Origin of the sequence: Candidatus Gorgyraea atricola (genome assembly GCA_030765235.1) — a bacterium.
GTDB lineage: Bacteria > Omnitrophota > Gorgyraeia > Gorgyraeales > Gorgyraeaceae > Gorgyraea > Gorgyraea atricola.
This window is the reverse complement of sequence record JAVCCW010000010.1, coordinates 151,662-174,242: the sequence shown is the minus strand read 5'-3', so window position 1 is coordinate 174,242 and position 22,581 is coordinate 151,662. Positions and strand designations below refer to the sequence as shown.

19 protein-coding genes are annotated in these 22,581 nt (G+C 37.4%); 18 read left to right on the top strand and 1 reads right to left on the bottom strand.

Annotation, left to right across the window (positions count from 1 at the left end; all coding sequences use genetic code 11):
* The 18 genes from P9L93_02815 to P9L93_02730 all read left to right on the top strand — a co-directional run.
* Nucleotides 1-1,460, top strand: a 1,460-nt coding sequence (locus tag P9L93_02815; protein MDP8230016.1) for a hypothetical protein, incomplete at its 5' end; no start/stop codon positions are given.
* A gap of 13 nt (nucleotides 1,461-1,473) precedes the next feature.
* Complete coding sequence (locus tag P9L93_02810) at nucleotides 1,474-3,732, top strand: radical SAM protein (GenBank protein MDP8230015.1); 2,259 nt, start codon at nucleotides 1,474-1,476, stop codon at nucleotides 3,730-3,732.
* A 4-nt stretch (nucleotides 3,733-3,736) separates the two neighbouring features.
* Nucleotides 3,737-6,187: a glycosyltransferase gene (locus P9L93_02805; protein ID MDP8230014.1), complete on the top strand. Its 2,451-nt coding sequence runs from the start codon at nucleotides 3,737-3,739 to the stop codon at nucleotides 6,185-6,187.
* Between the two features lie 5 nt (nucleotides 6,188-6,192).
* Nucleotides 6,193-7,200 (top strand): SGNH/GDSL hydrolase family protein, encoded by a 1,008-nt coding sequence (locus P9L93_02800; GenBank protein MDP8230013.1) that lies wholly within the window; start codon nucleotides 6,193-6,195, stop codon nucleotides 7,198-7,200.
* Nucleotides 7,181-8,473 (top strand): glycosyltransferase family 4 protein, encoded by a 1,293-nt coding sequence (locus P9L93_02795; protein ID MDP8230012.1) that lies wholly within the window; start codon nucleotides 7,181-7,183, stop codon nucleotides 8,471-8,473. Before P9L93_02800 ends, P9L93_02795 begins: the two co-directional genes overlap by 20 nt.
* 311 nt (nucleotides 8,474-8,784) lie before the next feature.
* The gene (locus P9L93_02790) at nucleotides 8,785-10,479 is read left to right on the top strand and encodes a sulfatase-like hydrolase/transferase (GenBank protein MDP8230011.1); all 1,695 of its coding nucleotides are present in this window, start codon (nucleotides 8,785-8,787) and stop codon (nucleotides 10,477-10,479) included.
* The gene (locus tag P9L93_02785) at nucleotides 10,479-11,132 is read left to right on the top strand and encodes a phosphatidylserine decarboxylase (protein ID MDP8230010.1); all 654 of its coding nucleotides are present in this window, start codon (nucleotides 10,479-10,481) and stop codon (nucleotides 11,130-11,132) included. Before P9L93_02790 ends, P9L93_02785 begins: the two co-directional genes overlap by 1 nt.
* 2 nt (nucleotides 11,133-11,134) lie before the next feature.
* Complete coding sequence (gene pssA / locus P9L93_02780) at nucleotides 11,135-11,836, top strand: CDP-diacylglycerol--serine O-phosphatidyltransferase (protein MDP8230009.1); 702 nt, start codon at nucleotides 11,135-11,137, stop codon at nucleotides 11,834-11,836.
* Nucleotide 11,837: 1 nt separating this feature from the next.
* A complete protein-coding gene (locus tag P9L93_02775; GenBank protein MDP8230008.1) occupies nucleotides 11,838-13,061 on the top strand; it encodes an O-antigen ligase family protein in 1,224 nt (407 codons plus the stop codon).
* A gap of 13 nt (nucleotides 13,062-13,074) precedes the next feature.
* On the top strand, nucleotides 13,075-14,208 hold the full coding sequence (locus P9L93_02770; GenBank protein ID MDP8230007.1) for a nucleotidyltransferase family protein: 1,134 nt from the start codon (nucleotides 13,075-13,077) through the stop codon (nucleotides 14,206-14,208).
* On the top strand, nucleotides 14,198-16,156 hold the full coding sequence (locus P9L93_02765; protein ID MDP8230006.1) for a radical SAM protein: 1,959 nt from the start codon (nucleotides 14,198-14,200) through the stop codon (nucleotides 16,154-16,156). Before P9L93_02770 ends, P9L93_02765 begins: the two co-directional genes overlap by 11 nt.
* Before the next feature lie 30 nt (nucleotides 16,157-16,186).
* Entirely contained in the window at nucleotides 16,187-16,378 is a 192-nt protein-coding gene (locus P9L93_02760) for a hypothetical protein (protein MDP8230005.1), read from the top strand.
* A 45-nt stretch (nucleotides 16,379-16,423) separates the two neighbouring features.
* The gene (locus P9L93_02755; protein MDP8230004.1) at nucleotides 16,424-16,615 is read left to right on the top strand and encodes a hypothetical protein; all 192 of its coding nucleotides are present in this window, start codon (nucleotides 16,424-16,426) and stop codon (nucleotides 16,613-16,615) included.
* An 86-nt stretch (nucleotides 16,616-16,701) separates the two neighbouring features.
* Nucleotides 16,702-17,811, top strand: a complete 1,110-nt coding sequence (locus P9L93_02750) for a radical SAM protein (protein ID MDP8230003.1) — start codon at nucleotides 16,702-16,704, stop codon at nucleotides 17,809-17,811.
* Between the two features lie 21 nt (nucleotides 17,812-17,832).
* Nucleotides 17,833-18,135 carry a PqqD family protein gene (locus tag P9L93_02745; protein MDP8230002.1) on the top strand — a complete coding sequence of 101 codons (303 nt, stop codon included), beginning with the start codon at nucleotides 17,833-17,835 and terminating at the stop codon, nucleotides 18,133-18,135.
* Complete coding sequence (locus P9L93_02740; protein MDP8230001.1) at nucleotides 18,113-18,601, top strand: S24/S26 family peptidase; 489 nt, start codon at nucleotides 18,113-18,115, stop codon at nucleotides 18,599-18,601. The genes P9L93_02745 and P9L93_02740 overlap by 23 nt, the downstream gene beginning before the upstream one ends.
* A gap of 53 nt (nucleotides 18,602-18,654) precedes the next feature.
* Nucleotides 18,655-19,731 carry a radical SAM protein gene (locus P9L93_02735; protein MDP8230000.1) on the top strand — a complete coding sequence of 359 codons (1,077 nt, stop codon included), beginning with the start codon at nucleotides 18,655-18,657 and terminating at the stop codon, nucleotides 19,729-19,731.
* 2 nt (nucleotides 19,732-19,733) lie between these two features.
* Nucleotides 19,734-21,437, top strand: coding sequence for an ABC transporter ATP-binding protein (locus P9L93_02730; GenBank protein ID MDP8229999.1), 1,704 nt, complete (start codon nucleotides 19,734-19,736; stop codon nucleotides 21,435-21,437).
* Here the strand turns inward: P9L93_02730 and P9L93_02725 are convergent.
* Nucleotides 21,392-22,465, bottom strand: a complete 1,074-nt coding sequence (locus P9L93_02725; GenBank protein MDP8229998.1) for an O-antigen ligase family protein — start codon at nucleotides 22,463-22,465, stop codon at nucleotides 21,392-21,394. The two genes, P9L93_02730 and P9L93_02725, sit on opposite strands and share 46 nt — an antisense overlap.
* Nucleotides 22,466-22,581: the final 116 nt, after the last annotated feature.

Sequence of the window (22,581 nt, the reverse complement as noted above, 5' to 3'; positions counted from 1 at the left end):
TGGAGCTACGCGGACAGATCCAGAAAGCCTCAAAAGACATAGAATCAAGGGACTCTATGCTGCGGGGAAAAGAAGAGATGTCTTTAGAGATTCACGCCCAGATCCAGAAAGCCTCAAAGGATATTGGATTTAAAGACGCGATCCTGCAAGAAAAAGAAGCCTTGATAGGTGAACTTACCCAAGCCAATGCCCAGCTCCATGAGCAGGTACAGGGTATGTCAAAGGATATCCAGTTAAAAGAGTCTATCTTGGAAGGCAAAGAGAGTGTTATTGCCCAACAAGCTTCACAACTGACAGCAATGCACTATCATATAACCTATCTGAACAAACAGGCCGAAGGCGTCTCCCGTGAATCACAGTTAAAAGACTCATTGTTACAGGAAAAAAGCATAATAGCTTCAGAATTAAACAAGGCGAATAACCGACTCAGTGAACAGCTTCAGAAGGTCTCAAAAGACATTGGATTCAAGGATGCGCTCCTGCAGGAAAAGGACGCATTATCTTCAGAATTGACCAAGGCCAATAGCCAGCTTAGCGAACAAATCAAAAAAGCCTCAAAAGATATAGAATTAAGAGACTTTCTACTGCACGAAAAAGATGCGTTATCTTTAGAATTAAACAAGGTGAATAGCCAGCTTAGTGAACAGATCCAGAAAGTCTCAAAAGACATTGGATTTAAGGACGCGCTTCTACAGGAAAAAGAAACTCTTACAGGTGAACTTACCCGCGCCAATGCCAAACTTCACGAGCAGATTCAGAATATGATAGGGGATATTGAATTAAAAGATGCGATCTTGCGGGAAAAAGAATCTCTCATAGGAGAGCTCACTAGAACCAATGTCCAGCTCCACGAACAAATCCAAAAAGCTTTAAAGGACATAGAATCAAGAGATTCTCTGCTGCGGGAAAAGGAGGCAATGTCTTTAGAACTTCACGAACAGATTCAAAGTATGTCAGGAGATATCGAATTAAAAGATTCTCTATTGCAGGAAAGGAGAGAGCTGCTAAGTCAAAAAGAAACTAAGTTGCAGAAATCACAAGAAGAATTAATGATAACCAAGAATGATTTAGAAAAAATAATCAGATTCGATCAGAAAATAAAAATTCTTGTTGTTAAACCGCAGAAGATAAGCATTGATGATACAGAAGAGACTGTAAGGATCATAAAAAAGAAATACCCTAACTCTTCTGTTTATTTATTTGCTAATTTACTTAAGAATGACTATGAAAAATTGTCAAAAAATAACGATATAGAAAAAGGTTTGGTCTATGCTCCAAATGGTAGTAAGCCATTTGTTAAGATGCCGAGATTATTTAGCAGATTTTTTTCGACAAGATTTGACATGTCAGTATCTTTACTATCTCATAGAGATGCAGAAAATTATAAAGGATACAGGAAAGCAAAAATCGTAACTTTTTTAAGTAACTCAAAGAATAAACGTAATTATTATATAGACTAACAGCTAAATTTTCATGAAAGTATTACTAATAAATCCCCCGGGTTGGCAAAAACATAGTATTAATCTAGGCCTGGCTTACCTTGCAGGATCCCTATGGTCGGAAGGGATAGAAGTCCAGATCCTGGATATGAACAATCATGTTTATTTAGACCAAAGGCTTCATGATATCGTATCCAGATATGGCCCAAAGATCATAGGCGTTTCTGTTAAAACAGCCACAGCCAATGCGTCTATAGACATATTCTGCAAATTAAAGAATTACTTCCCTGATATAATCTATGTAGCAGGTGGCCCTCATATAACACTTTGCGGCAAAGAATTCATGGAGAAAAATAAAGAAATAGACTTCGGCTTTATTGGCGAAGGCGAAGTTTCTTTTAATAATTTTATAAAAAATATAAAGGATAAAGAAAAGGGTAATTTAGAAATCCCAGATATATATTACCGGAGGAACGGAGATTTATTTTTCAATAATACGCAAAGATATCCGGATATATCCAAGCTGCGTTTTCCGCGTTTTGAGCATATTAAAGATATGGATTTTGCGGATTTCATGTATCCTCTTTTAACAAGCAGAGGATGTCCATACGGCTGTATATTCTGTTGTGTTGGTATAATATTTGGTAAAAAATGGAGGGCGAGAGAGCCGGAGGACGTTGTCAGTGAACTATTAGATGCTAAAGAAAGATACAAAATAGCGTCATTTGAGATTATGGATGATAATTTTACTTTTGATATAGATAGGGCTAAGAAGATCTGTAGGCTTTTAATAAAGAAAAAGCTAAATCTTGAGTGGTGGTGCCATAATGGGTTGAGGGCTGATAGATTAGACAGAGAGCTTCTTTTTTTAATGAGAAAGTCAGGATGTAAGAGTATTGCTTTAGGCATCGAAAGCGGAGATGAGCAAGTGTTCAATAATATTAATAAAGGAGAAAAATTGTATGATATTTTAAAAGCAGCGAAGATGATTAAAAAAGCTGGTATAAAATGTGTCGGCTATTTTATAATTGGGTTGCCTGGCGATTCCGTAGAAAGCACTAAGAAGACTGTCAAGGTCCAGAGGGATTTAGGGCTTTCAGATTATAAATATAATATGCTTGTCCCTTATCCAGGCACTAAAATATGGGATATTATAAAAGAAAAAGGAAGACTTTTGGCAGATATAAGAGATGCTTATCATTTTGGTGATAATATGAAAATACCTTTTGAAACAGATCAAATTAGCAGAAAAACAATGGAACAGTGCCATTATTTAACTAATAATCAAGGTTGGGTGCAGGGAGAAGACGACCTGGTAAAGATACAGAAGAGGTTTCAGTCTAGATTTAACAGAGACATCAAAAAGATTATTTTTATAGCTACTAATCCCGAAAGAGGAATCAAGGATATAGAAATAGAATACAACAATGCAAAGATTATAGCAGTAAACCAACGCCCTGTATCTAACGACACGAGCGATAAGTATTTAGTCCAATGTAATGGCGATGGTAGTTATTTTGACTCTCTTCTTAAATTAACTCAGGAGTCGGGATATCAAATTAATATTGATATATCAAAAAGGAAGCTTTTTATGCAAAAAGTTAGCTCAACAGAAAAGGAATATGTTCGTGGAGAAATACTACCAAGTCCTCCACAATGGGATGCTTCCGCAAAAAAATATTTTGCCACTAGACTTAAATATCATTCACCAGATTATTGTTCTCCAATGACTGGTATTATTTATAAGGATGATATCACGTTGCCATTTAGTCATACACCTCAATGGGAGAAAATACCTTGCGGAAAAATAGAAAGTGGATTAGCTTTTATTTCCCGAACTGCCTATAATCCAAATTCTACATACAAAGCAGATTATTTAGCCCAAAGAGTCGGATCAGATTTAAAAGAGTTATCAGTGGTAGACGATAAAGACACCTTATTGGAAAAAATTCTTAACGAAGCGGATATTTTATTTTACCCGGAGTCATTAGAAGATTTTGCTCTTATTTTCTCAAGAGCTAAAATAAACACTATATATTCTACTAATGGAAATGACGCTAATCGTTTAAACTATAGAATAGCCGACCTTTTTTCTAGAAATAGAAATTATTATGTTAGGAAAAAAGCAAGATATGTAGTTAGAAATTTAAGCCAAAGCGCATCAAATATCTTTACAGCATCTCCGGTAGTTATAAAGAAAAGCGTTAAAGTGGTTATTTTGTGGATTAAGATAATGATTTTAATGCTCATGAAAAATATCAAAGGTTTGGTTTCCAAGATTGTGAGGTTTTAGCACCATGAAGATACTGCTTCAAAATCAATACGATGATTTAATTGGCGGAGTCGAGACATACTTTAAGCTGTTAATCAATGTCTTAGTAGAGAAAGGACACGAGATCATAGCTATATATACACAAAGTGGCAAGAAGAATAGCATTCAAAAAAATAATTTCAAGGCATTTTATTTACCAAATTTAGATCTAACAGAAAATACTTATTTCTTGAAGACAAGGCAAAAGGAAATAACCAGAGACAAGGCTTTACTAAAGTCAATAGTGATAGAACAAAAACCAGATATCATCCATCTAAATAACACCTATTATCCTAGCCAGTATAGTTTTTTAAATAGATATGCCCCTATTGTACAGACCGTTCATGATTTTTTTAATTGCTGCAATACTGTTGTGAAGATGCTACCAAATAGGATATGCGATTTTCCTTTAGGCAGGGATTGTTTTAAAAATAAATGCGTTTCTCCAAAAAGTGTTATGGAGCTATGGAGATTCAAGACAAGGTATTTCAACCGTGAAGCCATGAAGAGATTTGAACGATTGCTGGTGACCACGCCTTATATGAAAGGCATGCTTACCTGTAATGGATTCCAAGAAGACAAAGTTCAGGTAATGCCGCTATTTGTTGAGGACTGGGAGATAAATAAAAAAAGCAATGATGATATAATAATTTTTGTTGGCAGATTGACAAAGGAGAAAGGCGCGACCCATTTTATACATATGTTAAATGCGCTACCCGTTGATTTTAAGGCTTTTATAATAGGCGATGGCCCCCAGAGAGAAGAATGCGAGAATCTGACTAATCTTAAGGGCCTTGACGCTAAGGTAAAGTTTACGGGCTTTTTAAATCGAGATGAGATCAAAGACTATTTTTCAAAGGCATCTGTCGTAGTTATTCCGTCTCTGTGGCCAGAACCGTTTTGTTTAGTCGGGATAGAAGCCATGTCCTACTCTAAGCCAGCAGTAGCTTATAATGTTGGAGGGATTTCCAGTTGGTTAAGAGATAATTATAACGGCTATTTAGCGCATACAGGGGATATTCAAGGTTTAGCCCTCAGGGTTGAGGCCCTTTTGAAAAATAAAAAAGTGGCGGAAGACATGGGGGCGAACGGCCGGTTAATGTTTGAAGAAAAGTTTTCTAAAAAAACACATTTTAACAACTTACTTTCTACTTATGAATCTATAGTATCAGCCAGGAAAGATGCCAGAGAGAGGATTTTTAATATAGATCTTCCAATAGTGTCCTGTTGCAAAAAGCTTAGATTCGATATGCAGGCTAGGAGTGTAATAAAGCGTTATCCGAAGAGATTGTTCGGCGAATCTCTCCCGGAATATAACAAAAGGCTGATCAAGTTTGAAATAGAAAACAATATTTCTGTTGTTAGATCATATCCGGAGGAGATAACTATTGCCACCACAACGCGTTGCAATATGAATCCACCTTGTGTTATGTGTGAAAAAAACTTAAGGACGAAAGAAATGGAATACGATATAGATGTAGATGTCCTTGAAAGGATAAAGCCTATTTTTAGACATGCAGATAGAATATACCTGCATTGTGGCGGAGAGCCGTTAATGACTGAAAAAACATTTTATATCATAGACAGCGTATCTCCGCCGACTAAGATAATATTCAACACTAATGGAGCCTTGTTTACTGAAGAAAAAATAAGATATATGGTTGATTCAGAAGTAGTTGATATTATAAGTTTTTCTCTTGATGCAGCAACAGAACAAACTTACAGAAGAATAAGGAGTGCTGATTTTAACAAGATAATCAATAATATAAAAACCCTGATCGCATATAGAAACTTAAAGAACAAAGACAAGCCACTGTTAAGGCCTTTGGTTCTTTTAAATTTTTGCATATTTAAACAAAATGTGATGGATGTCCCTGATTATGTAATGTTAGCTCATAAATTAGGAGCTGATGGTATAGACTTTTCTCATTTAAACCAGGGCTTTGATTGGCAGCAGAAAAGGAAAGATTATATTTTTGATTACAAAAATGAGTCAGTCTTATGTATGGAAGATAAAGAAGAACACGATAGGCTTATATCCAAGGCTTATGAATTAAGCAAAAAATGTAATATGCCAATTAATTTCAACGGTAATCCATTCATAGCAAAGATAAATAACGAAAAAATAAAAGTAAAAAATGAATTATCGGAACTTATAAAATATAAGAAGATATGCAATGCGCCCTGGAATAGAGCAGTTATTGAAATAGATGGAAGAGTGAGGATGTGTTACTTTCACTCCAGCACTTACGGCACAATAGGCAAACTTAAGGCTAGTAATTCCAGCCCTTCAACCCTTCATTACTTACAGTTCGAATCATTTCATGAACTCTGGAATGGAAAAGAAGCCGTGTCTGTAAGAAAAGAATTTCTTGAAAAAGGCCTCGCAAAGATATGTATCACAAAAAATCCCTGCATATTCCAGGATAGGATTTAAATACTATGAAAATTTTTAAAAAGGTGCTTATTGTAAATATTTGTCTTTCTGTAGCTGGATTAATAATATCATTGGTTATTTTAGAGATATGCCTGAAGGTTCAATATAATAATGTTCATCAGAAAACTAAGGACATAGATACAAGATTCACTTATTCTGAAAATCCAGGCCTTATATTTAGCTATATACCGAATAAATATAACCTTAACTCGCATGGTTATAATGATTGCGAACATACTTATAAGAAACCAGAAGGAGTTTTTAGGATTATAGTTATCGGAGATTCTATTGCTGAAGGGCTATATGTTGAACGTGAACAATCTTTTGCAAAAATTTTAGAAAAATTGTTAAATGATAATTTGGATAGCAGAAAGGTTGAAGTTATTATTTTGGCACGTTCAGGTTATTCAATTTCTCAAGAATTAACTATATTTAAAGAAAAAGCTTTTCTCTATAATCCTGATTTAATTATTTGGAGTTATTGTTTGAATGATATTGGTCACCCAGTATATCATGACGTCAATAGTAATCTGGGGCAGTATTTTTTCAGGCCGAAATTACATATAGCACATTTCATAGCATCCAAGTTATTTTTTATTAAAGAAAAAATAAAATCCCGCAACTATGAAGAACAATATACTTACGCAATGTTACATCGTATTTATTGGAAGAAAATAGAATACGCTATAAAAATGATTGGACAGACATCAAAACAAAAAAATATTCCCACAGTCTTTCTTATATTTCCAATTTTTGTAGAAAATATAGAAACCTTTAGTGAATATCCAATAGTTTCTCTACATAGAAAATTATATAGCGTAGCAACTGAAGAAGGATTGATAGCTTTAGACATATTAGATTGTTTTAAAGCTTTTAGCATAGAAGAACTCAGGAATCATGCTCTCAGTTACTTTGACATTTTGCATCCTAATGAGAAAGGCCACAAAGTAGTCGCAGATTATCTTTATCGCAGAATAGTTAGTATAGTAAATTATGAATATTCTTCAAATTAGCCATTGTTTTCCTCCTGAAAGCATGACGGGTTCTGAGATTTATGCATGCAGCCTGGCTAAGGAATTATCCAAGAAGCACAGCGTAAGTGTCTTTTACCGGATAAACAATCCCAAAGAGCAGGAATATAAAGTTACCAGCGGTAAATATGAGGGGTTTGATGTTTACAAAATTAATAACACACTAAAAGGATACCGCTCTATAGAAAGGATATATAGAAATAAAAGCGTAGAGGAGAAATTTGTGCAGGTCTTAAATGAAGTGAGGCCTGAGATTGTCCATATACATCATTTATTGTTTTTATCGATCGGCATTATAGATGAAGTTAAAAAACGTAACATTCCTATTATTTTTACGCTTCATGATTACTGGCTGGCTTGTCCCAGAGGGCAGCTTCTGAAGTATAATCTGCAATTATGCAAGGATCCCTTAACCGCGAATTGTTTGTTTTGCCTGGGAAGGGCGCTTAGTTTTAAGAATTTAATTAAGAGGATGTTTAATTTTCGAATAAGAGATTGTATTCCCAAAAAAGACTATTTTGGGTTAAAAGATATTCTTAGAAAGGTAGATCTGTTCATAGCGCCCTCGAGATTCTTAAGGAATAAATTTATTGAATTTGGGGTTTCTCCTCAAAAGATAGTTTATTGTGACAATGGAATGGATTTGAGTCTCTTTGCGGACAATGAAAAAACAGGATCAAGCAGAATCAGGTTTGGGTTTATAGGCACCTTCATACCTTCCAAGGGATTGCATATCCTGATAAAGGCATTTAATAGAATAAGAGCAGGCAAGGCGACTTTAAGGATATACGGAAAATCGCCTATGAATAACGGCATTTTTAATTATTATCATAAAATAAAAATTATGACAAGGCGCAATAAAAATATTAGATTTATGGGTGCATTTGACAAGAGCGAAGTGTCTAAAATATTCAAAGAAATAGACGTCCTGGTGTTTCCGTCGTTGTGGGAAGAGAATTCACCATTGGTGCTCCATGAGGCTATGTTGACGGGAACCCCTGTTATAGTTTCAGATATAGGCGGAGTCAGTGAATTAGTGAAAAATGGAAAAGACGGATTGTTCTTTGATGCAGGCGATGTGGATTCTTTATATTGCAAAATGAAAATGTTTGCGGAGGACAGAAATATTCTGAGAAAATTTGATTTTAATAGCACTATTATAAAAGGTATAAAAGAAAACAGCGTAGAGCTGGAAAAAATATATCAAGATCTAAGTTCTTCAGGGGAGGATGTTAAGTGTTTATTGGCTGTCTAATTTTTCTCTTAATTACGTTTTTAATGGTTGCTCGCTCGAATAATACGCAATATTCATTAAGAGTTATTGATAGGGCAGTTATAATGGCTTGTTCTTTAATATGGGTTTGGCTGGCATTGTTTTTTTTGGATATTATTTTTTTAGGATCTACAGGGTGTCGATTAAATTCACAGCTTATTACTAAAATTATTTCCACATCTGTCTTAATCAGCTTGCCGTTAATTATAATACTAAGATACAAGTTTTACAGATATGCTGCTGGTTTTTTAGTGCTTTGTGTTTCCTTAGTGGTTTATGCGGATACTTTGCATATGCGCTATTTTAATACTCTTGCCCCGCTTTCAGCATTGGCTGAGGCGCATCAGTTGATAGTTTGGCGTGATAGTCTTTACGCGCTCGCACAATCAAAAGATACATGGTTTTTGTGTTTTCCAATAGCAGTACTTCTTTTTATAAAGGGTTTCAAATTCTCTGCCAAAATAAGAAAGTTTGTTCCGCGCTATAATTTGATTTGGCAGAGAATTATTTTTTTCTTGTGTATCATTTTTAGTATTCCGGCTGTTACTATTTTAGCTGATAATATAAATTACTATCATAGTGTTGGGAATAAACCCTTGGATGGCAGTGCTTTTGAAGAAAGGGGTATCTTAAACTGGCATTTATTTAATTTTTATCAAACGCTATGTGAACTTTTTCCAGAAAGAGAGTTGACTCAGCACGAAAAAGAAAAGATTAGGAAATTCTTTACGAAAAGACAACAAGGCCCAGTAACTATGGAAATGTTTGGCTGTGCAGAAGGCAAAAACTTGCTTTTAATACAGGTAGAGGCCTTGCAGCAGTTTGTTATAGGTAAACAAGTCAGCGGCCAATACATTACACCTTTTCTTAATCGCTTGCGCGAAAAAGGCCTATATTTCCCTTTTATATTTAATCAGACAGCTGGCGGCCTTTCTTCTGATGCTGCATTTATTGCATTGAATTCACTACATCCACTTAATCAGGGAGCTGTTGCTTTTCGGAAGCCTTGCAATAATTTTATTACACTGCCTTGGCAGCTTAAAAGAGCTGGTTATGCAACACTTGCAGCCATGTCTTATAACAGGGAAATATGGAATGCAGGCGTTATCTTTCCACATTATGGTTTCGAGCATTCACTTTTTTATCGGGAGATAGAAAAAAAAATAAATTTAACTGAAACAGATAAATTGACAGATAGAATTGGTAATAAATATACCTCATCAGATGAAGTACTTTTTAAATACATAATTCCGGAGTTAGTCAAATTGCCAAGGCCATTTTTTGCTTTTTTAGAGACAAGCAGTTCTCATCACCCGTATAATACCCTTCCTGACGAGTATAAAACTTTAGACGTGGGAGCACTGGAGGGTTCTATGTTAGGCGATTACATCCATTTTATGCGCTACGCGGACACATGCCTTAAACGACTTTTTCGTGATTTAGACAAGGCAGGGCTTTTAGATGAAACTATCGTGGCTATTTACGGTGATCATGATGCCAGGCTTCCTCTTAATGCAGAATTGCGCCAGTTTACAGGATATACAGAGAATCTTTTTTCAGATGAAATGATGAAAGTGTGGTTAGACAGGGTTGCGGTTTTTTTAGTCCTTCCACGGGATAGTGTTTCGCAGGAACCGCTAGGAGTATCAGAGATAGTAGGGGGCCAGATCGATATCGCGCCTACTCTGCTTTATTATTTAGGGATAGAGCAACCCAAATGTTTTATTGGGAGGCCTTTGATCTCCAATAGATCAGACAATGCAGTTGTCTTATCGGATCCCATGGGATCAGTAGTGACGGATGATAAGATTTTTTTATCTGGAGGCACAGCAGGTTTGTATAAAACTAATTGTTGTGAGTTTCCTTCCGGAGCCCCATTAGCTGTTGAGGCCGGTGAGATTTTAAAACAAAAGGGGAGAGAAGAATTGAATGTTTCCCAATTAGTCATTTTGTACGATTTATGTCAAGAGATCATAGGGGTTGATTAATGATTAAGAGATTATTGCGGTTTTGCCATATTTCAGAGGATGGGGATAAAGTAATTATAGTCGCATTTTTTGCTTGTATATTATTTATTTTTATATTTCCTGGAAAATTACCATTTTTTATTGTAGTTTTTCTATTTTTTCTCATGTTCTTCAGGGATCCTGCAAGAAGAATTGCGCATAATCCTTTATCTATTATTTCACCTGCTGATGGACGGGTTGCGGATATAGATGTCGTCGATATGCCTGATATCGGGAAGTCCCCTTTTGTTCGTATTGGTATTTTTCTTTCCATTCTTAATGTGCATGTTCAGAGGTTTCCTTACTCAGGGGAAGTCATGAAAATAGAATACAAGAGGGGCAAGTTTTACCCAGCCTTCAAAAAAGAATTATCGCAGAGGAATGAATCAAACACCGTTGTAATAAAAACAGACTCTGATTTTTTGATAGTCGTTAAGCAGATAGCAGGACTAATTGCAAGAAGAATTAAGTGCAAGGCGGTAGTTGGAAAAAAAAATGTTAAAGGCGATAGAATGGGCATTATCATGTTTGGGTCAAGAGTAGAGCTTTATGTTAAGTCTGACACGCCACTATTTGTAAAGGTTGGCGATAAGGTTATTGGCGGAGAGACCATTATTGGTATGATGAAAAGATGAGTATGTTACCCCACTTTTTTTCTCTATGTAATCTCTCTTGCGGGATCTATGCTGTTTATCTCGCGCTTCAAGGGAATATTTTTCAAGCTGCATGCTTGATCTTTGCCGCGATGTTTTTTGATTTCCTGGATGGAAAAGTTGCGCAATTAATGAACACCATAAGCGAATTTGGTTCTGAATTAGATTCTTTAGTAGATATAATATCTTTCGGCATCGCCCCTGTAATTATTGTATACATGACTTCTGTGGGGGAATACAAAAGCTTGTTGTATCTTTCTGGTTTCCTGTATATGGGGTGTGGCGCTATAAGGTTATCCATGCATAATGTTAGAAGTAGGCATGGTTCTGCAAATAAAGACTTTTTTCATGGACTGCCGATTCTTGTTGCCGCGGGTTTTATTATGAGCCTTGTTGTCCTGCACCTCGATTTTAAGCACCCTTTTTTCTTTATTTCTATCTTACTATTTATGATTCTGGCTGCTTTTTTAATGATCAGTCATATTCGATATCCTCGACTTTCTCATATTAAGCTCGTAAGTAAAAAACTTTTCCTCGCAGTTTTTTTATTATTAGCAGCTGCATCGTTTTTATATTTTAAGTTTATTCCACTGCTTTGTTTCACTGCATATAGCTTAATTGGGATATTAATGGAAGCGCAAAAGTGGAATCTGCGTAGAAAAAAAGGCAATATTGCTCATTATTAAGATGGCATATCTTTTTGTTATATTTTTAGGGTGGATTTCTTTTTTTCCTGAACCAGTTCAGGGGCATTACGCTGTCTATGTTAGATATTTTCTGACAGGTTTATTTTTACTGTTGCTAATAAGGCAAAGAGACGTAAAGACCTTTTTTAAGCGCTGTGATTCGCCTCTTTTTTTATTTCTGATATTTATATTGGGCGGGATCTTTTCAGCGCAGGATAAAACTGGGGCGTTTAATGCATATCTCAATATTTCCATAGGCTTATTACTTCTCTATTATCTTACAAAGTCACTTTTTTCTCAGGAGGAAAGCATTGGGATAATCTTGAAGAGCATATGTATCTTTAGCTTAATAGTCGCGCTTTTTGGAATTATTGAGTATGCAATAGGCAGGAATTTTATATACGAACATATAGTAGATAATATCTTTTATAAAAGGTATAGCTTTGGGGTAATGAGGCGGCCAATGTCTACTCAGTTTAATCCGGCAGTATTAGGTTCTTTTCTGCTTGGGTGCATGCCATTCGGATTTCTCTTAATTAAAGATAAGCTCTCTTTTTTTAGAGTCACAGGCCTTTTGTCTATAATTTTAAGTATAATTGTTATTATACTTGCCGGCTCAAGAGGAGTCTTCTTAGGAATGATAGCCTTATTTTTATTCTATTTATGGAAGAAGAAGGGCATGCGATTTTCAGCTTTATTTTTGGTTTTTATAGTTTTCGTTGTCACGCTTTGTTCGCGTCCAGATGCAGGGCGCTTTAACCGTTTTGGGTTTAACAGGCTGTTGTCAGGAAGCCACGACAGTGCTTTTTCTGAATATAGGTCCACGCGGTTGTTTATTACCATGGACATGTTAAAAGATAAGCCGTTTTTTGGCATAGGCTTAAATAATTTCAGGGATAGATTTGATGATTATACTCGATCTAAGGAAAAAATCCCACATGAATTTAAAATAGCAGATAATATGTACCTGACACTTTTGGCAGAGACCGGTATCATAGGCTTTTCGAGTTTTCTGGTATTTATTTTTCTTTTATTTAGAAGAGGCTTTATGGCTTTGCGCCGTTTAGAAGATAAGAGGAAAAAAGACCTATTGCTGGTAAGCATGTCTGCATTGATGGGGCTACTAGTTAATATGGCAGCATATGAGCTTTTTTACTGGCATAACCCATTCGCTCTTTTTTGTATACTATGCGGGATGACCGCTTCACAATTATATGAATATTAGATCTAATCCAGAGATGAAATTAATCCAATTGCTGCTTGATCAGGGCATCAGATCTGAGAAAAAGCTCGAAGGTATTGATTGGATGGTTTTTGAAAGATTGCTTTCCTATCATGAAATAGCCCCGTATGCATATGTTAATATAAAGCCATATATCAATTCTTTTCCACAAAGATTGCGTGGGCTTTTGCGCAATAGTTATTGGCATGTAGTAAGGGACAATATCCTAAAGGACAGGGAATACCAGAGGATTTTCAGGGCGTTTCAGGGGAACGACATAGATGTGTTGCCTTTTAAGGGTGCTTCTTTTTTAAATGATATATATGAAGAAGACCTTTTAAGGCCTATGAGTGACATAGATCTTCTGGTTTCTGATAGGGGTTATGAAAAGGCTGAGGATATCTTGCAGGAGCTGGGATACAAAAAGAGCTTAGGAGGATTGACAGAATCTTACTGGAGGAACAAGCAGTGTCATATTGCGTTTTACAGGCCTTGCAAAGATAACCAATGTTTTATAGTAGATCTTCACTGGGGCCTTGATTTTAAGAGGAATAGTAAAACAGTATTAGCAGATATTTGGAAAAGGACAAGGTATGTAGAGACTATTGAGGGCAAAAAAATAAGACTACTTTCGCCTGAAGACTCTTTATTCAGCATAGCGCTTCACCAGAGAAGATACGGTAAGGTTCTTTCTTTAAAATATATATTAGATACAAAGCTCCTTTTTCAAAAATATAAGGACGAGCTTGATCTGGATTACATAGTGGATTCTTCTAAGAAGGAGCGCATGAGTAGCTGTCTTTATTTTCTTCTATTGCAGGCCAGGTTATTTTTTGGATCAGGGGATTTTGATGCACTGCTGGATAGATTACCTGTATCCAGATTTAAAAGAAACTTGATGGAGAGGTTTATTAATGATAAGATGTCCTCGGATTCACTGGTTCATGAATATAAGGTTAATTATTTAAAGACGCATTTTTTGCTATATGATGATTATATGGAGCCAGTGAGATATATAATGAGCATACCTCTGGAGCAGTTTGCCAGGTTTTATGATTTAAGGCCCTATTCTATGAAAACCAGAATATTGTATAAATTAAGGTTCTTATATTTTTTAATTACCCCAATAAAAGTTAAATATGCTGAATAATACCTATCTGGAAATAAAGACTACAAATAAATTGCCCCGCCTTCCCTTGGAAGGCAGAGTAGATCTTACCTATCGCTGTAACAATAATTGCCGGCACTGCTGGTTAAGGATTTCGCCTCAATCTCAGGAAAGGAAAGATGAGCTTTCTTTTGAAGAAATAAAAAGGATAGTCAGTGAGGCAAAGGCCATGGGCTGCCGTAGATGGTTTATTTCCGGAGGCGAGCCAATGCTGCGTCCGGATTTTTCAGAGATATTTGATTATCTGACTCGCAATGGCCTTTCTTATTCCCTTAATACCAATGGGACATTGATCACTCCTAAAATTGCTGAACTGATGAAGCGAAAAGGCTCCAAGATGGTTGCACTATACGGAGCGAGCGCTAAAGTGCATGACCACATTACCCGCAATCCCGGTTCATTTGAGAAAACTATGCGGGGTTTCAGGTATTTAAAAGAGGCAGGAGCGAGTTTTATTGTCCAGCTTATTCCAATGAAGGATAATTACTATGAGTTTAAAGATATGATTCGGCTGTCTGAATCCTTAAGCAAACACTATAGAGTAGGAGCTCCATGGTTATACCTTTCAGCCTATGCAGATAAGGAAAGAAATGCTGAAATAATGCGTCAGAGGCTGGCGCCTGAAGAAGTGGTTAAACTGGATAAACCAGATCTGTCCTATAAGGAGTGGGTTAAGGAAGAGAATAGCAATTGTTGCCAAGTAGAGAATAACGGCCATCTTTTTTCTTCCTGCATAAATGCCAGGAGAGATTTTCATATTGATCCCTACGGAAAAATGACTTTCTGCTGTTTTATTAAAGATGATGAAATGCGTTATGACCTGAGAAAAGGAAGCTTTAAAGACTCTTGGGATAATTTTATTCCCTCTCTAGCCACGAAGATAAAGATTACAGAAGAATATAAAGAGAATTGCGGGGCCTGTGATTTGAAAGAAGATTGTCGTATTTGTCCTGTCTATGGCTACCTTGAGCACCGCGATTTTAATAAAAAGGTCGAATATCTTTGCACTGTGGCTAGAGAAAATCATAAATTTAAAGAAGACTGGCAGAAAAATCACAGGCGTTACTTTAAGATAGCGGACATGACAGTGCAGGTTGAATCTGATTTGCCGATAAATGAGCAAACATTCCATTCCAAATTCAAAAAATTTGAGGTTGATGGACATAGAGAAGATACTATTTATATCCGGCATCATTTTTCTCTGCCGGATTTAAACGGCAGGAATTTTGGCGAAGAGGTTTACTGCAGGTCCCCTTGGGCAATATATAAAAATAACGGCTCATGGATTTATTCTGGGGTTATTTATCCAGATGGGAATAGAAAAAGTCCACATTGCGTTGCGACATTTAACTCAGGCCATACCAGGGCCAGGATCTATAACGATAAGAAAGAAATGTTCTTAAGAGGGAATCTGCACTCTCTGACTATGTTCCCTACTGATCAGATACTCTTTGCAAGAATTTTAGCTGATAGAGAAGGCTGCTATTTGCATTCCTGCGGTGTTAATTTTGAAGGCAAGGGCCTGCTTTTTGCCGGGCACTCTGAAGCAGGTAAGTCTACAATGGCAACAATGTTAAAAGGAAAAGCCGAGATACTTTGCGATGACAGGATGATCGTAAGAAGAAAAGCAGGCAAGTTTAGGATCTATGGGACGTGGAGTCACGGCGATATACCTGATATCTCAAGTAATTCTGCTGCGCTGAAAGCTATTTTCTTTCTGGAGAAGTCATTGGAAAATAAAATTTTGCGTATTGAGGACAAGAAAGAGATAGTGAGAAAACTCTTATCTTGTTTGATAAGGCCATTTGTAACTGTAGATTGGTGGGAGAAGACATTGTTGGTTATAGATAATTTAGCCGCAAGAGTCCCTGTTTATGTTCTACGTTTTGACAAAAGCGGAGAAATAGTGGATGCCTTGAGGCAGATGTAGAGCAGGTTGGATGCAGAGGAAGCGGTAAAGATGAAGAAAGAAGCTAAGAAAAAATGGGAAAAGCCGAAGCTGATTATTTTAACCAAAGGGAAACCTGAAGAGTGGGTGTTGCAGAGCTGCAAGACTTTTCCCGGCATGATCGGCCCTGATAACGCGTTTGCATCATGTTTTAGAGTGGATCTATGCGCTAACCTGAGGTGTGACGTCCTTGTGACGTCGTGACCATAGTTCTTGTTCCCTTACTATTAGCACTTATTGGAGGTAAAAATGAAGAGAGAAGCGAAGAAAAAATGGGAGAGACCAAAACTGATTGTGCTGATGAGAGGCAAACCAGAGGAGGGTGTTCTGATAGCTTGCAAGGAAAAGGATGAAGAGAGTAGCATCTTCGCAGGCACAGCATACAGCGTTTGTAAGATGCCGGAAGTTTGTGCTGACTGTGATGGGAATGTAACTTCTTAGTCATGTAAGGAATTTATAAGCAAATGAAGAGCAGTCTTTACGTTAAAAAACAGGAAACAAGTAAAGCTTTATTGTGGAAGAATAGCATGCCAGTTTTAGGTAGTTTGGATATAGAACTTACCGAACGCTGTAATAATAACTGTATTCACTGCTGCATAAATCTGCCGGAAGGTGATTTGAATGCCAAAGATAAAGAGTTATCTACTAGTCAGATAAAAAATATTCTCAAGGAAGCAGTTTCTCTGGATTGCCTTACAGTACGGTTTACAGGAGGGGAGCCGCTTTTAAGGGATGATTTTGAGGAATTATATGTTTTCGCGAGGAAGCTTGGTTTAAAGGTATTGCTTTTTACCAATGCCACTTTGATTACGTCTAAATTAGCTGATCTATTGAGTCATATCCCGCCCTTAGAAAAAGTGGAGGTTACAGTTTACGGGATGAGAAAGGCCTCGTATGAAGGCGTAACCAGGGTTTCCGGTTCATTTGAAGCGGCCTGGCGGGGCATAAATTTACTACTGGAGAAAAAGACCCCTTTTATAGTGAAAAGCTCGTTACTGCCGCCTAACAAAGATGAAATCGATGAATTCGAGAAATGGGCTAAAAATATTCCATGGATAGGCAAATCGCCGCCTTATTCTATGTTTTTTAACCTGCGGCGCAGGTATGATAGTCGGAAAAATGAATCAATTAAAAAACTCAGAGTTACGCCAGAGCAGGGACTTAGAGTTCTTACCCGCCAAAAAAATAGATACCTTAATAATATGAAAGAATTTTGCTCAAAATTTATGCGGCCATCTGGTGATAGACTTTTTTCCTGCGGGGCCGGCCGTGCCAGCGGATGCGTGGATGCTTATGGTATGTTTCAGCCCTGTATGTTGCTTAGACAGAAGGAGACAGTCTATGATCTTAAAAAGGGTTCTCTTAAAGATGCGCTGATTAATTTTTTTCCAAAAGTAAGAGAGATAAAAGCTATCAATCCTGATTATTTAAATCGCTGTGCTAAATGTTTTTTAAAAGGCCTGTGCGCGCAATGTCCTGCAAAATCCTGCTTAGAAAGCGGCACCTTAGATACGCCGGTAGAATATTATTGTGAAATTGCCCATGCTCAGGCAAGATTTCTGGGCCTGATAAAAGAAGGTGAAATGGCATGGGAGATCAAGGACGGGAAGGATCGGATCAGGAAATTTACAAAATAACCGAAAACGAAGGAGGTATTTATGGGCCACATCGAAAGTGTTTATAAACCGTCTGAAGATATAGTCGCGCGAGAGATACAAGGAGAGTTTATTATTATTCCCATAACTTCAGGGGTAGCGGATTTAGAAGATGCGATATTTAGTCTCAATGAGACCGGACAGGCAATTTGGCGCAGGATAGATGGAAAAAAAAGCTTAAAAGATTTAGCGGATGATCTGGGGGCAGAATTTGAATCATCTAAGATAGAAATAGAAAAAGATGTATTAGGGCTGGTCGAAGAATTACTCAAAAGGAGAATGCTTGTTGAAGTCAAGCGAGATTAAAGCAGGATATTGCGTAGTTCCTGAAGAAGAACTTTCTCTTTCAGGGGAAGCAATGACTGGATTGCTTCAAGCTGCCACTGGCATGAGAATTCCTTTTAGGTTTAAGGCTATGGGTTTTAGCATGTCACCGTTTATTAAAAATGGCGATGTAGTTACTATTTCCCCGCTGCTTGATCATCCAATAGGTTTTGGTAAGCCAGTAGCTTTTATCCACGCTCAGACAGGGAGGCTTGTTATTCATAGAGTAGTAGGTAAAAAAGGCGATTATTATCTTATAAAAGGAGATAACTCTGTTGAGACTGACGGTTTGATTCCAATGAAGGACATTTTAGGCGTTGTGTCGAAAGTAGAAAGGGCAGGCAGGAAAACTCAACTTGGTTTTGGCCTGGAACGGTTTATAATTGCTTTTTTGAGCAAGACAAGATTATTATCTTTTATTTTTTGGATCAAGAGTTTGATATCATGAAAAGATCTTTTGTGTCCCGAGTTTCCTTGCCTCGGTTTTCCCTTTGGAACAAGATGAAGAATAATAGGCAGCTTATCTCTTTTGACTTAGAGATTGCCGCGCGCTGTAACAATAATTGCAGACACTGCTATATAAATTTACCAGCAGGAGATTCTTGCGCGAAATCAAAAGAGCTCAAGTTTCAGCAGATAAAGAATATCATTGACGAGGCAGCTGATTTAGGAGCATTGTGGTGCCTGATTACAGGAGGCGAACCTCTTTTAAGGGAAGATTTTTTTGATATATATCTGCATCTCAAGAAAAAAGGCCTTTTAGTCTCGGTTTTTACTAACGCTACATTGATAACAGAAAGACACATTAAATTTTTCAAAAGGTACCCGCCGCGCAACATTGAAGTAACAGTATACGGCGCGACTAAAGGAACCTATGAGAAGGTAACCAGAAATCCAGGCTCCTTCAATGCTTTTATGAAAGGCTTAGATCTTCTGCTCAAAAACAAGATCAAGGTGCGCCTTAAGACAATGGCCCTGCGTTCAAACATCCATGAATTAACTGTTATTTCTCAATTTTGCAGGCAAAAGACCAAGGATTATTTCCGTTTTGATCCGTTTTTGCATCTTCGTTTTGACGGTGATACAGGAAGAAATAAAGAAATAAGATCCGAGCGGCTTCTTCCTGAAGAGATAGTTTCAATTGAAAAAAATGACTCAGAACGTTTCAAGGCATTAGAAGAATCTTGCGGCAAGTTCATTGACCCTGATTTTGCTCACACTAACTGTGATCATCTCTTTCATTGCGGCGCAGGCAACGGCAGTTTTGCGGTAAGCTATGACGGTTTTTTCCGACTTTGCTCTTCGCTCTGGCATCCGGATTGTGTCTATGACCTTAAGAATGGGACATTACTTGAAGCATATCGGAATTTTGTCCTTCGGGTGAGGGATAAACGCTCAAAAAGAGAAGATTTTTTGAAGAAATGCCGGATCTGCCCTATCATCAATCTCTGTACCTGGTGTCCAGCACACGCTCATTTAGAGACAGGAGAATTAGATAAGCCGGTAGATTATTTTTGCGAAGTAGCCCATGCCCGCGCTGCATCGCTTGAGACATTCAAAAGGACATCTAAAAAATAGATATGAATTTTTCCCGGCATAAAATAAGATTAGACAAGAAACAGCAGGCGCTTTTCTTAAGATTTATAAAATTACTCTTGCCTTATAGAGAAAAATGGGCAGCAATTATCTTCCTGAGTGGTTTTGGGGCATTGCTGGGGCTGATCAATCCGTATTTGACAAAATTAGTCGTTGATAAGGCAATAGGAAATAAGGATTTAAAGACCTTTGTCATTCTGGTAATCATAGGCGGGGCAGTTTTTATTGTTATAGGAATTATAAACGGGTTCGGGCAATATTTAGAGAGATATGTAAAATTAAGAATAAAATTTGATCTAAACAAGAAGGTTTTTAAAAAGATAGAGATCCTTCCGCTTAGCTGGTTTCAAAATAAAAGCACAGGGGAGCATCTTTATAAGATCGATCACGATATTAGCAGGGTAAAAGATCTTGTTGCGACTACGCTTCCTCGGGCCATAGCCCTTTTTCCTAAACTTGTGCTTATCCTTATTATTATATCGCATCTTAACTGGAGGATTGCAGTCCTCGCTTTTTTTCTCACACCCTTCCTCTATTTACCGTCATATTATTTTATCAATAAAAGAAGGAAGGTCTGGGAAAGATTGATCGGGAATTCTCAGAATATTTTTAAATCCATTCAGGAGCTTTTTTCTCACATCCCTCTTATTAAGGTATTTAATAAAGAAAATGTCGAGACGAAGAAATACCTGAGGCAGTTGATGGACAATATAAAGATAGAGCTTAGCAGTGTAAGGCTGGATATCTTTGGCGCTTTTGCCGCGAATGCGGGGAGTAAGATCATTATAGGCCTTATTAGTTTTTACGGCGGATATATGGTTATCAGGGGAGAAATGAGTCTTGGAAGTCTTGCAGCGATATTGGTCTACCTGGGGCAGCTAGTAGCTATGCAGAATAGCTTTGTAGGATTTTTTCAAACAGCTGTATTGGGGCTTATCTCCTGTCAAAGGGTGGCTGCTATTTTAGATGAAGAAGGGATGGTCATTGAGGACAAAGGCGCAAGAAACATTGTTTTCAGTCAAGGCAATATACAATTTAAAAACGTTAGCTTTGGATATATGCCGGGCAAGCCTATCCTAAAGGATCTAAGTTTTTCAATAGAAGGCAATAAGCATATTGGTTTTTTTGCGCCTTCAGGCGCTGGCAAGACCACATTATTGAATTTAATCGTAAGGCTTTATGATCCATGGCAGGGAGAGATCCTTATTGATGGTGTCAATATCAAGGACATGAAGATGGGGAGCCTAAAAGAACAGATCGGCATGGCATTGCAGGAACCTTTTTTGTTCAACGATACTGTAGCGAACAATATTGCCTATGGAAAAAAGAACGCGAGTAGGGCTGAGATATGTGAGGCCGCCAGGCATTCTTTGGCCGATGATTTTATAAATAATCTTCCTGATGGATATGAAACGGTTATAGGTGAAAATGCCTGCAAGATATCAGAAGGACAAAAGCAAAGGATCGCCATTGCCCGTGCAATAATTAAAAGGCCCAGGATCCTGATCCTTGATGAGGCAATGTCTTCTGTGGATTCAGCCAGCGAGGAAAAGATATTATTGAATATAAAACAGCTCCTTGGAGAAATAAGCCTGATTACTGTTTCTCATAGATCATCGACACTTATGGCCGTGGATAGGGTCTATTCCTTAGAAGCCAGTAATATCCACCAGAAGAGTGCAGCTTGAGGCATGAAAAAGGTATTATCTATGAGATTATGCAGGATAAACACAAGCCCGCCGCACAGTATAAATCTATAGCTGGATTGAGATCTGGCTTTTCTGAAAAAATTAATAATAAGGTAAAAGACTCCTACAAGACCTAAGATACCTATTTCTGACCATATGTGAAGAAATATGTTATGCGCGTATCTTGTATCTGTGCCTAAGCCTACCTTATGCCCCAAGAAGACTTCTTGAAAATTACCAGGTCCGACTCCAAAAATAGCCTGATCTTTTATTATGGCTATGGCTGTGCGCCAGTAGTTTAGGCGCTGGGTAATGGAATTTTGCGGGTTTTCCATGTTCATCAGGCGTTCCCAGCGATTCACGAGGATAAAACATAGTATAGCTACGATTAATACTGCCATTAACTTACCTCGGTAACTTCGTAAGTTACCCTTTGGGTAACTTACGAAGTTACCGAGGTAGATCAGTGCAGCAATAAGACTTAACCACGCGCCCATGGATTTAGTGAGGATTAACGCAGCAGTGATTAGAACTAGCGAAATGCGACGCTGTAAGTGCATTGCGAGAAAAAACATTATTATCAAGTATCCAGCTAAGATATTCGGAGAGGGAAATGTTCCTATTGCGCGTTTTGAGAGCAGGATGTCGCGGGCATAGGAAGAGGTGGAGAGAAAATCGCTGTTGGTTTTTTGTAGATAATCTAGTGTGCGTCCATATCCCCAGAAGTACTGGTATATTGAATACAGACTTATTATTGAAGCAGCTATGACAATGGTCTTTAGCAGCAGTTTCTTTTGTTTTTCATCAGATTGGGAAACCATAAAGAATATGGCAAAGAAACTGATGAATTTAAGCGTTTCTCTAATAGAGTTTTGTATGTTGATCGAGAATATAGTTGAAATAGCATAGGCAAATAATAGGAATATTACAGGGAAGTTACTGAAATTTTTAGGATACAGTTTAAATCTGGATCTTTCCATGAATAAGATCATGATAGCAAGGAATATCAAGATGTTTTCATAAAACATCTCAAAGGCCGGGTATGCAAGGCCAGAGATGAAAGGCCGGATGAAGATAAGGGATAATAAGGGAATAAATATGAGGGGTGATAAGGGTTTGGTTTCTGTTTGATTCATGATATAAT

Excerpts from the sequence above, each read along its gene's own strand:
- P9L93_02775 (MDP8230008.1), top strand. The coding sequence starts at position 11,838 with ATGGCATATCTTTTTGTTATATTTTTAGGGTGGATTTCTTTTTTTCCT.
- P9L93_02745 (MDP8230002.1), top strand. The coding sequence starts at position 17,833 with ATGGGCCACATCGAAAGTGTTTATAAACCGTCTGAAGATATAGTCGCG.
- P9L93_02755 (MDP8230004.1), top strand. The coding sequence starts at position 16,424 with ATGAAGAGAGAAGCGAAGAAAAAATGGGAGAGACCAAAACTGATTGTG.
- P9L93_02800 (MDP8230013.1), top strand. The coding sequence starts at position 6,193 with ATGAAAATTTTTAAAAAGGTGCTTATTGTAAATATTTGTCTTTCTGTA.
- P9L93_02730 (MDP8229999.1), top strand. The coding sequence starts at position 19,734 with ATGAATTTTTCCCGGCATAAAATAAGATTAGACAAGAAACAGCAGGCG.
- P9L93_02810 (MDP8230015.1), top strand. The coding sequence starts at position 1,474 with ATGAAAGTATTACTAATAAATCCCCCGGGTTGGCAAAAACATAGTATT.
- P9L93_02765 (MDP8230006.1), top strand. The coding sequence starts at position 14,198 with ATGCTGAATAATACCTATCTGGAAATAAAGACTACAAATAAATTGCCC.
- P9L93_02750 (MDP8230003.1), top strand. The coding sequence starts at position 16,702 with ATGCCAGTTTTAGGTAGTTTGGATATAGAACTTACCGAACGCTGTAAT.
- P9L93_02770 (MDP8230007.1), top strand. The coding sequence starts at position 13,075 with ATGAAATTAATCCAATTGCTGCTTGATCAGGGCATCAGATCTGAGAAA.
- P9L93_02725 (MDP8229998.1), bottom strand. The coding sequence starts at position 22,465 with ATGTTTTATGAAAACATCTTGATATTCCTTGCTATCATGATCTTATTC.
- P9L93_02760 (MDP8230005.1), top strand. The coding sequence starts at position 16,187 with ATGAAGAAAGAAGCTAAGAAAAAATGGGAAAAGCCGAAGCTGATTATT.
- P9L93_02790 (MDP8230011.1), top strand. The coding sequence starts at position 8,785 with ATGCGCTATTTTAATACTCTTGCCCCGCTTTCAGCATTGGCTGAGGCG.
- P9L93_02795 (MDP8230012.1), top strand. The coding sequence starts at position 7,181 with ATGAATATTCTTCAAATTAGCCATTGTTTTCCTCCTGAAAGCATGACG.
- P9L93_02805 (MDP8230014.1), top strand. The coding sequence starts at position 3,737 with ATGAAGATACTGCTTCAAAATCAATACGATGATTTAATTGGCGGAGTC.
- pssA (MDP8230009.1), top strand. The coding sequence starts at position 11,135 with ATGTTACCCCACTTTTTTTCTCTATGTAATCTCTCTTGCGGGATCTAT.
- P9L93_02735 (MDP8230000.1), top strand. The coding sequence starts at position 18,655 with ATGAAGAATAATAGGCAGCTTATCTCTTTTGACTTAGAGATTGCCGCG.
- P9L93_02785 (MDP8230010.1), top strand. The coding sequence starts at position 10,479 with ATGATTAAGAGATTATTGCGGTTTTGCCATATTTCAGAGGATGGGGAT.